General features: G+C 68.8%; 8 protein-coding genes. 7 read left to right on the top strand and 1 reads right to left on the bottom strand.

The features are described 5' to 3' along the window. Positions 1–2,284, top strand: a 2,284-nt coding sequence (locus AC5JJ6_RS23025; protein ID WP_496044291.1) for an MHYT domain-containing protein, incomplete at its 5' end; no start/stop codon positions are given. A 98-nt stretch (positions 2,285–2,382) separates the two neighbouring features. Continuing rightward, a complete protein-coding gene (phnX, locus tag AC5JJ6_RS23020) occupies positions 2,383–3,204 on the top strand; it encodes a phosphonoacetaldehyde hydrolase (RefSeq protein ID WP_496044290.1) in 822 nt (273 codons plus the stop codon). 22 nt (positions 3,205–3,226) lie between these two features. Here phnX and AC5JJ6_RS23015 read toward each other — a convergent pair whose 3' ends face one another. Further along, the gene (locus AC5JJ6_RS23015) at positions 3,227–3,964 is read right to left on the bottom strand and encodes an SAM hydrolase/SAM-dependent halogenase family protein (RefSeq protein WP_496044289.1); all 738 of its coding nucleotides are present in this window, start codon (positions 3,962–3,964) and stop codon (positions 3,227–3,229) included. Positions 3,965–4,120: 156 nt separating this feature from the next. Between AC5JJ6_RS23015 and AC5JJ6_RS23010 the strand changes: the two genes are divergently transcribed. The 5 genes from AC5JJ6_RS23010 to AC5JJ6_RS22990 all read left to right on the top strand — a co-directional run. Next, positions 4,121–5,110 (top strand): metal ABC transporter solute-binding protein, Zn/Mn family, encoded by a 990-nt coding sequence (locus AC5JJ6_RS23010; RefSeq protein WP_496044288.1) that lies wholly within the window; start codon positions 4,121–4,123, stop codon positions 5,108–5,110. Positions 5,111–5,115: 5 nt separating this feature from the next. Next, positions 5,116–5,934 (top strand): metal ABC transporter ATP-binding protein, encoded by an 819-nt coding sequence (locus AC5JJ6_RS23005; RefSeq protein ID WP_496044287.1) that lies wholly within the window; start codon positions 5,116–5,118, stop codon positions 5,932–5,934. Position 5,935: 1 nt separating this feature from the next. Then, positions 5,936–7,141, top strand: a complete 1,206-nt coding sequence (locus AC5JJ6_RS23000) for a metal ABC transporter permease (RefSeq protein WP_496044286.1) — start codon at positions 5,936–5,938, stop codon at positions 7,139–7,141. Between the two features lie 24 nt (positions 7,142–7,165). Further along, a complete protein-coding gene (locus AC5JJ6_RS22995; RefSeq protein ID WP_496044285.1) occupies positions 7,166–8,173 on the top strand; it encodes a metal ABC transporter permease in 1,008 nt (335 codons plus the stop codon). A gap of 82 nt (positions 8,174–8,255) precedes the next feature. Continuing rightward, on the top strand, positions 8,256–9,977 hold a 1,722-nt coding region (locus AC5JJ6_RS22990), incomplete at its 3' end, for a PAS-domain containing protein (protein WP_496044284.1).

Below are 9,977 nucleotides of genomic sequence, written 5' to 3'. Positions count from 1 at the left end.
CGGGATCATCGTCATGCACTATGTCGGCATGGCGGCGATGCGGATGGACGCGACCGTCAGCCATGACCCCTTTCTGGTCGGCCTTTCCGTGGCGCTGGCCGTCGTGCTGTCCACCGCGGCGCTGTTCATCGCCTTCAAGCCGGCGCGGAGCCTCCCCCTGGCGGCGGCCGGCGCCGTCGTGATGGGTGTGGCCGTCAGCAGCATGCATTACACCGCGAGGGCGGCGTCCAGGATCTCCATGGTGCCGGACATGGACGACATCGGTCAGGCGCCGATCCCCGTATCGCTGCTGTCGTTCTCGATCTTCACCACCCTGTCCACGGCGATGCTCCTGGTCCTGATGGCGTCCCGCGTCGACCGGCGCAATGCAGAAGCCCTGGCGCGGCAGGCGCGCGTGACCAACGACACGACGGAGCGCTACCAAACCCTGCTGCGCCACTCCTTCGACCTGATCGCACCGCTGGATGCCGAAGGACGCTTCGTCGACGAAGCCATCTCCTCGGACCGCCTGCTCGGCTACGAACCGGGAGAGTTGAAGGGCAAGCGCTTCACCGATCTGGTCTGCGCCGGCGAACGGACCGATGCGCAAGCGTGGCTGGCGGCGGTGCTGCTTTCGAACCGGCCGCTGAACCACGAATACTCCTTCCTGTCCAGGGCGGGCGGCGAGGTCCCGTGCGAGTGCAGCGCCGTCCGGGCCGAAGCCCCCGGCACCGCATGGTCGCTGATCGTGAACGTCCGCGACCTGACGGAGAAGCGGCGCATGGAAGCGATGCTCGGCCAGTCGCAGCGGCTGGAGGCGCTGGGCCGGATGTCGAGCGGCATGGCCCACGACTTCAGCAACCTGATCACGGCGGTATCGCTGAACCTCGAGTCGATCGAGCGCCGGCTGCCGTCCAGCGACCTGCTCGAACATCTGCGGGCGTCGCAGGCGGCGCTGGCCCACGGCAACAGCCTCATCCGCCAGCTTCTCGCCTTCGCGCGGCAGCAGAAAGTGGAACCGGAGCCGATCGACCTGAACGCCGCCGTCGAGAGCATGGACCGCTTCATCCAGATGTCCCTGAGCGCCGACATCGCCGTGGAACTCGATCTGGCCAAGGGTCTGTGGCCCTGCACCGCAGACCGCGGCATGCTCGAGGCGGCGCTGCTGAACCTCGTCGTCAACGCCCAGGATGCGATGCCGGACGGCGGAAAGCTGACGATCGGCACCGTCAACGAGCGCATCGGCAGCCGGGACGCCGACCTTCCTCCCGGCGACTACGTCGTGCTGTCGCTGAGTGACACAGGCAAGGGCATGTCGCGCGAGGTGGCGAACCGCGCCGCCGAACCCTTCTTCACGACCAAGGGCGCCGGCCAGGGTACCGGGCTCGGCCTCAGCATGGTTTTCGGCTTCGCCCGGCAGTTCGCCGGAGACATGCGGATCCTGAGTACCGAGGGACGGGGCACCACCATCCGGATCCGCCTGCCCCGAAGCCATGCCCTGCCGCTCCAGAAACCGCTTGAAGCGGCAAGCGAGGACGGCGGCCGCCATACCATCCTGCTGGTCGACGACGACAACGCCATCCGCCACGGGGCGGCCATGTTCCTCCGGGAAAAGGGCTTCATCGTCATCGACGCGGCCAACGCCGAGGAAGCCTTGCAGGTCGCGGACATCGGCACGATCGATTTCCTGGTCACAGATATCCACATGGGACGCATGAACGGCCTGGAACTGGCGCATAGGCTGAGCGGCCGCAATCCCGCGCTCGGTGTCGTCCTGACCTCCGGATCGGGCGGCACCAGACTGGAAAGCTCCGCCCGGTGGCGGCATCTGCGGAAGCCCTATACGGTCAGGGAACTGCTTCGAGAGCTAGCGGCACTGATCGAGGAACGCCGGACTTCCGCCCCGTCGGTCCGGAACTTCCTGATCGTCGATCCGGATGCGACCGGTGCGGAGAACGTCGCCGGGCTGATCGGCAATGCCGGCTTCGGCGACTCCGTCCTGGCCGCCTCGCTGGAGGAAGCGAGGAAGTGCGCTGCCGAATATCAGCCAACCGTCGCCCTGGTCAGCATCTCCGGCTCGCGCCAGACCAACTCCCAACATCCGCTATACCAGCCCGGATCCGGCGATTTCGACGGCATGGACGTCGCACGGCGGCTTCACGAAGAGTTCGGCATGAGGATCGTGCTGGTCACGGACAGCATCTCGGCGGTGCCGGCCGATTTTCCCGTCGACGGCTTTCTGGTCAGGTCCTTCACGCTGGAACAGCTCTCCACCGTCCTCAAGACGGCGCTCGACGCCGCATGACGATGTCGGCCGGCCCTGCATTTGCCACCGGACCTTGAAATGACCCGCGGATATCCTCTATCCAAGGTCTGGTGCTCTCCTGGGGAGGAAATGACGGCATGGCGATGAAGCGCTACGACGGGCCGGTCCGGGCAGTCGTCCTGGACTGGGCCGGAACAGTGGTGGATTTCGGCAGCCGGGCGCCGATGGGCGTGTTCGTGGCCGCTTTCGGAGCGGCCGGGGTCGATATCGGCATCGACGAGGCCAAGCCGTTCATGGGCCTGCCCAAGCGCGACCATATCCGGGCGATCGCCGCCCTGCCCGACGTCGCCCGGCGCTGGGAGCAGACCCACGGGCGCCCCATGACGGACGGCGACATCGATACGCTGCACGCGCGCCTGCTGCCGCTCAACCTGGAGACCGCCGCCGGCCATGCCAGCCTGATCCCCGGCGCCCGCAACACGCTGGCTCAACTGCGCCAGCGCGGCATCAGGATCGGATCGACCACCGGCTACGGCCGCGCCGTGATGGACGTGCTGATGCCGGCTGCCGCCGCGGAGGGCTTCGCGCCGGACTGCGTCGTCTGCACCGACGACGTGCCGACCGGCCGTCCCTCGCCGCTGATGTGCTTTCGCGCCATGGTGGAACTGGATGTCTGGCCGGCTGCCGCCTGCGTCAAGGTGGACGACACCGTTCCCGGCATCGAGGAAGGCTTGGGCGCCGGCATGTGGACCGTCGCGGTGGCCCTGACCGGCAACGAACTGGGGCTTTCGGTCGAGGAACTGGCCGCGCTGTCCGAAGACGACCTGAAGGCGAAACGCACCGCCGCCTACGATCGCCTGCGCGCGGGCGGCGCCCACTACGTCATCGACGGGATCGGCAACCTGATACCCGTGATCGAGGACATCGAACGCCGTCTGGCCCTGGGGTCCGTCCCGTAAGGCGAAGAGAATCGGTATCCCCTCACTTCCTCGTACCGAACACTCCGACCTCGTCCCCGACCTTCAGCCCCAGCACGCCGTCCGCCCGGCCCCGGTTGACCGCGATCTCCGCCAGTCCGTTCGAGTTCTCGTACCAGATCGCTTCCCCCACCGGCACGTCGCCGAAGGTTCGCGCCCGCGCTATCCGCCTGCCGCCGGCTTCCAGCTCCACCCCGTTCCCCAGGACGGCGGCGCGCAGGCCGGTCAGCGCGTTGCCGTAGACATCCACATAGACGATGCGGTCCAGGTCGTCGGGCCAGTCCGGGCGGCGGATCCGCTCCACCGGCACCGGCGTCCCCGGCGGCGTTTCGCCCAGCGCCAGACGTGCCGCCACCGGGGCGAACAGGTCGCGGCCATGGAAGCTGGCGGACATCGCGGCCGGCCGCCAGTCGATGGTCCAGGCCTCCGCGCAAGCCGCCCGCCGCACCACCAGTTCGAACAGGCCGTTGTCCGGCCCGACATACCAGCGGCCGTCGGCGCGCACGCACAGCGGCAGCCGGTCGGTGCCGACGCCGGGATCGACGACGCCCAGCAGGACGCCGCCCTCCGGCACGGCGCCGCGGTAGGCCCCCAGAAGATAGGCAGACAGGCGGGGCTGGAACGCGGGTGCGTCCGCGAACAGGTCGATCACCGGCACGGCCGGAGCCTGGCTCGCCAGCACGGCCTTCATCTGCCCGGTGTAAGGACCTGACAGGCCGAAATCGGTAAACAGCAAAATCATTGCCAACGCCCCTGCAACATTACGCCTTGTGGCGCACTTGTAAACGGCAAGAACTCAAGCATATCTCTCAACAAGCATTTCAGGCATCAAATAAATGTCAGGATGTGTCAATATGAACACCTGTTCAATGTCAGGGCAATATAGCGGAGTGCCGGCATGACCAGATCGATCATGCGATGGTTCCTGATCGTCCCCCTGCTGGCAGCGACCTTCGTTTTCCCCTACGCGGCGCGTGCCGCGTCGCCGCCGGCCGACATCCCCTTCACCGTGGTCACGACCACCTCGCAGGTGGCGGACCTCGTCCGCATGACGGCGGGCGACCGTGCCTCGGTCACGGGACTGATGGGAGAGGGGGTCGACCCGCACACCTACAAGCTGACCCGTTCCGACGTGGCGAAGCTGGCGGCGGCCGATATCGTCTTCTACAGCGGGCTGCTGCTGGAGGGGAAGATCATCGACGCGCTGATCCGGATGGGCGGCTCCGGCAAGCCGGTCCATGCCGTGGCCGACCGGCTCGATCCCGCAAGGCTGCTGACGCCCGACGGTTTCGACGGCAATGCCGACCCGCATGTCTGGATGGACGTGTCGCTGTGGACCACGGCGCTGAACATGGTCCGCGACCGCTTGATCGAGTTCGATCCCGCGGGCGCCGACCGTTACCGGGAGAACGCCGCCGGGTACGCCGCGAAGCTGGCGCGGCTCGACGCCTATGCCAAGGAAACGCTCGCCGGCATCCCCGAACGGTCGCGCGTGCTGGTCACGGCCCATGACGCCTTCAACTATCTGGGCCGCGCCTATGGCCTGGAGGTGCGGGGCATCCAGGGCATCAGCACCGAGTCGGAAGCAGGATTGCGCGAGATCGAGGGACTGGTGGATCTGCTGGTGGATAGAAAGATCGGCGCCGTCTTCATCGAGACCAGCGTGTCGGAACGAAACATTCGGGCACTGATCGACGGCGCCGCCGCGCGCGGCCATCAGGTCAGGATCGGCGGCTCGCTGTATTCCGATGCGATGGGCACACCCGGAACCTATGAAGGGACCTATGTCGGCATGATCGACCACAACGTCACGACCATTGCCCAGGCGCTCGGCGGCAATCCTCCGGCGCAAGGATTCGAAGGCCGCCTCGCGGCGCTGGCGCGGTGATGGACATGCTGTTCTCCCTTCGCTCCGGACAAAAGCCCGGCGACGGACCGGCGGCGCCGGCCAGCCCGCTCGAGGTCCGCGACCTCACCGTCGCCTATAACCGCAAGCCGGTCCTGTGGTCGGTCGATTATACCGCCCCGCCGCAAGGGCTGATCGCCATCGTCGGCCCCAACGGCGCCGGCAAGTCCACTTTCGTCAAGGCCTGCCTGGGTCTGGTGCCGTCGGTCTCCGGATCGGTCAAGGTCCATGGCAGCCCGCTCGGCAAGCGCCGCTCGCTGATCGGCTACGTCCCCCAGCGCGAGAGCGTGGACTGGGACTTCCCGGCTTCCGCGCTCGACGTCGCCGCGATGGGCCGCTACGGCATGATCGGCTGGTGCCGGCCGGTCGGCCGTGCCCATCGGGAAGCGGCGCGGGCCTGCCTGGACCGGGTCGGCATGGCGGATTTCGCCGACCGCCAGATCGGACAGCTTTCCGGCGGCCAGCAGCAGCGCGTCTTCCTGGCCCGCGCCCTGGCCCAGGAGGCGCGGATCTATTTCATGGACGAACCCTTCGCCGGCGTCGACGCCGCGACCGAGCGGGCCGTCATCCAGGTCCTGCGCGACCTCGACTCCGCCGGCCGCACCGTGATCTGCGTCCACCACGACCTCCAGACGGTCGCCGACTACTTCGACCACGTGCTGCTGCTCAATACCCGCGTCGTTGCGGCCGGACCGGTCGGCTCGACGCTGAATGCCGAGACGCTGCACCGGACCTATGGCGGTCGGCTGGGTCCCGCCGACGTGCCGGGCGTACGCAAATACGCGGCGGAAGCCGGGGCCGCGTGACATGACCGCCGACGAGATCCTCGCCACGCTGACCCTGCGCGCCGGCTTCAACTCCGCGGTGGTGGTCGCCGGAACGGCCTGCCTCGGAGTGGCGGCCGGGGTGATCGGCAGCTTCATGCTGCTGCGCAAGCGCGCCATGGTCAGCGATGCGCTGAGCCATGCGACGCTGCCCGGCATAGCGCTGGCCTTCCTGATCGCGACGGCGCTGGGCATGGAAGGCAGGAGCCTGCCGGTGCTGCTGGCCGGGGCGCTGTTCTCGGGCGTGCTCGGCGTGCTGGCGATCCAGGCGATCTCGCGCTACACGCGCCTGGCCGAGGATGCCGCGATCGGGGCCGTGCTCAGCGTCTTCTTCGGCGTCGGCGTCGTCCTGCTGAGCCACATCCAGACGCTCGCCACCGGCAACCAGGCCGGGCTGAAGACCTTCATCCTGGGCCAGACCGCCGCCATGAACCGGAACGAGGCCATGGCCATTGCCGGGCTGGCGCTGGCGGCGCTCGCGGCCTGCATGCTGCTGTTCAAGGAATTCCGGCTGCTCTGCTTCGATCCCGGGTTCGCCGCCGGCCAGGGCTGGCCGACGGTGCGGATCGACCTGACGCTGATGGGCCTGACGACCCTGGTCACCGTGATCGGGCTTCAGACCGTCGGCCTGATCCTGATCATAGCCCTGCTGATCGTGCCGCCGGCGGCGGCCCGCTTCTGGACCGAGAAGCTGTGGGCGATGCTGGTCATCGCAGCCGTCCTGGGAGGCATCAGCGGCTGGCTCGGCGCCAGCCTGTCGGCGCTGGTGCCGCGCCTGCCGGCCGGCGCCGTGATCGTGCTGGTGGCGGGCGCGCTTTTCCTGTTCAGCTTCCTGTTCGCCCCGGCGCGCGGCGTCGTCGCCACGGCATGGCGGCAGGCTCGCCTGCGCCTCGCCTATGCCGAACAGGCGGCGCTCACCGGCTTGCTGCACGGACGACGGCCCTCGTCCGGCGGGATGGACACGTGGCTCAGGCTCCGGGGCATGGTCCGGGACGGCTCACTGACGGCGCGCGGACGCGACGCCGCCCGGTCATCCGAGCGCAACCGCCGTCTGTGGGAGCGCTTCCTGATCCATTACCCGACGCTGGTGCCGGGACGGGCCAACTGGGGCATCGATCCGATCGACCGGGTGCTGCCGCGCGACCTCGTCCTTGAGCTGGAGAGCCTTCCGGAGCAGCTTTCGCCATGATGAGCCTGCCATGATGAGTTTGCCATGATGACCTCACAGGAATTCCTCCAGATCGACCTGCCGGCCATGACGGCCGCGGTGCTCGCCTGCGTATCCTGCGCACTGGTCGGCAACTTCCTGGTGCTCCGGCGCCAGAGCATGCTGGGCGACGCCATCAGCCACGCGATCCTGCCTGGCATCGTCATGGGCTTCCTTGTCACCGGTACCCGGGCCGGCCTGCCGGTCATCCTGGGCGCGCTGGCGGCGGCCGTGCTCGCCGGCGTCCTGATCGAGGCGGTCCGCCGGCTGGGCCGGCTCGACGGCGGGGCGGCGATGGGCGTGGTCTTCACCGTCATGTTCGCGGGCGGCGTCGTCCTGATCGAGCAGGGCGCCGCCCGCGCGGTCGACCTGGATGCCGACTGCGTCCTCTACGGCCAGCTCGAAGCCATCCTGTGGCTGGCGCCGTCGGGCTGGTCCGATCTGGCCGACCCCTCCGTCTGGACCGAATTGCCGCATCAGGTCGTCGTCCTGGCGGCCGTGACGCTGCTGTGCGTCGTCTGCGTCACCCTGTTCTACAAGGAACTGGCGCTGACCTCGTTCGACCCACACCTCGCGACGACGCTCGGCTACCCGGCCGGTCTGTTCCATTACGGCGTCGTCGTGCTGGTGGCGGTCGCGGCCATCGCCTCGTTCGAGGCGGTCGGGTCGATCCTGGTCGTCGCCATGCTGATCTGCCCCGCCGCGACCGCGCGGCTGCTGACCGACCGGCTGCCGGTCCAGCTCTGGCTCAGCGTCGGGATCGGCGGCGCCACCGGCGCCGGCGGCTATCTGCTGGGCGCCTTCGGTCCGACGGTCCTGATGGGGGAGCCGGCCGATGCCTTGAACGCGGCGGGCATGATCGCCACGCTGGCAGGCGTCCTGCTGGCGGCGGCCATCCTGTTCGCCCCGCGTCACGGCATCCTCGGCCGGCGGCGCTCCGCCCTTCGCCTCGGTCCCGACGAAGCCCTTGGCGCGGAGCGCAACGATGTTGTCTCAAATGCGGTGACCCGTTAGGCTGTGGTGCCGTCAGACCGACGGTTGAACAACCTGACCCTCTATGACCAGTTTAGTCGAGCAGTACAGCCGATCCCGGCGCATGTTGCGCCGTTCAGCCCTTGCCGCCGTCGCGGGTATCCTGGCTATCGGCATCGTCTGGCTGCCGTCGCAGGAGGGTCCTGCCCAGCTTGCGCTGAAGATCGGCTGTACGATCGTCCTGTGGGCCATCGTGCTGATCGAGCTTGCCGTCACAGGTCACCGGGTCCGGCAGGCCCGTACGGCGGAACGCCGGGCCGAGCACACCCGGCAGTTGCTGGCGGAAGCGCTCGACGTGCTGCCCCAGGCCATCGCGGTCTTCGATCCCGCCGACCGTCCCGTGCTCGTCAACCAGCGCTATGCCGAACTGCAAGGCTCGCTGTCGCCTTTTTCCGGCGGCGCGGACACGGCGGGCGACGGCGAGCGTTCCCTGCCGGACGGGCGCTGGATCAGGATGGACGGGCACCGCACCCGCAACGGCTACCGGATCGCCGTCAGCAGCGACGTGACCGAGCTGAAGCGCCAGAAGGCGGAACTGGCCCGGCGGTCGCGCCTGCTCGAGATGACGCTGAACGCATCCGACCGGGGCGTCTGCATCTGGGGCGCCGACGGCCGCCTGACGATGTCGAACGCACAGGCGGTCCGCCTGCTCGACCTGCCGGCCGACCTGCTGACGGCAGGATGCCCCTTCGCCGATTTCCAGGCATTCCTTGCGGCGCGCGGCGAGGAGGCCCTGGCCGGTGCTGCCGAACCGGTGCCGCCCGAGTCGCCGCGCATTCCGGTCCGGTACGAATATGTCCGCCGGGACGGCCATGTGCTGGACGTGTTCGGCGCCGGCATGCCGGATGGCGGCCGGATGGTCTGCTACAGCGACGTCACGGCCGACCGCAGGGTGGAACGCGACCTGCGCGAGGCGGAGGAGCGGTTCCGCCGCCTGGCTTCGGCCACGCGGGAAGGCGTACTGGTCCATGACGGGAACGTCATCATCGACGCCAACGACGCGGCCCTGGTTCTGCTCGACCGCCCGCTCGCCGACCTGATCGGGCGCTCCGCCGAACGGCTGATCGCGCCGGCCGACTACGCGGCGCTGCGCGAGACCTTCGAGTGCGGCAGGACGCAGCACCGCGAGGCGTGGTTCCTGCGGCCCGACGGCAGCCGCATCCTGTGTGAGGTTTCCCAGCGGCTCGTCCCCCAGGGCGGGCGCTTCGCCGGGATCCTGACCTTCCACGACATCACGGGCTACCGCTGGGTCGAGGACCAGCTGCGGGCGGCACGGCAGCGGGCGGAAACGGAGAGGCGGGCCGGCTCCGATTTCCTCGCCGTCGTCGGCAAGGGACTGCGGGCTTCGCTGCGCGGCGTCCTGGACGTGCTTCGCCAGCTGTCGGAAGGACAGTTGGCCGCCGAACAGAGGGACCGCGTCCAGGCCGTCCGGAAGTCGGTCCAGACCATGGCCGCCACCCTGGCCGAAGTCGAAGATCTCGCCCGGGTCGAGAACGGCGCACGGCAGATCGCCGACAACGACTTCAACCTGATCGACCTGGTCGAGAGCGTCGTGGCCCCGCAGGCGGCCCAGGCGACGGCCAAGGGCATCGATCTGGTATCGTCGGTGGCGGCCGATGTCCCCCGTTCGGTGCGCGGCGATGCCGGGCGGCTGCGTCAGGTGCTGACGACCCTGATCGGGAACGCCGTCAAGTTCACCGAACAGGGAGGCGTCTCGCTGAGCCTGACCGCCTCCAGGGCCGAGGGCGGCGCCATGACGGAGCTGCGCTTCGACGTGGCCGATACG

Source organism: Skermanella sp. (assembly GCF_059503625.1).
Note: the sequence above shows the minus strand (reverse complement) of the source record. Positions and strands in the feature narration are given on the sequence as shown.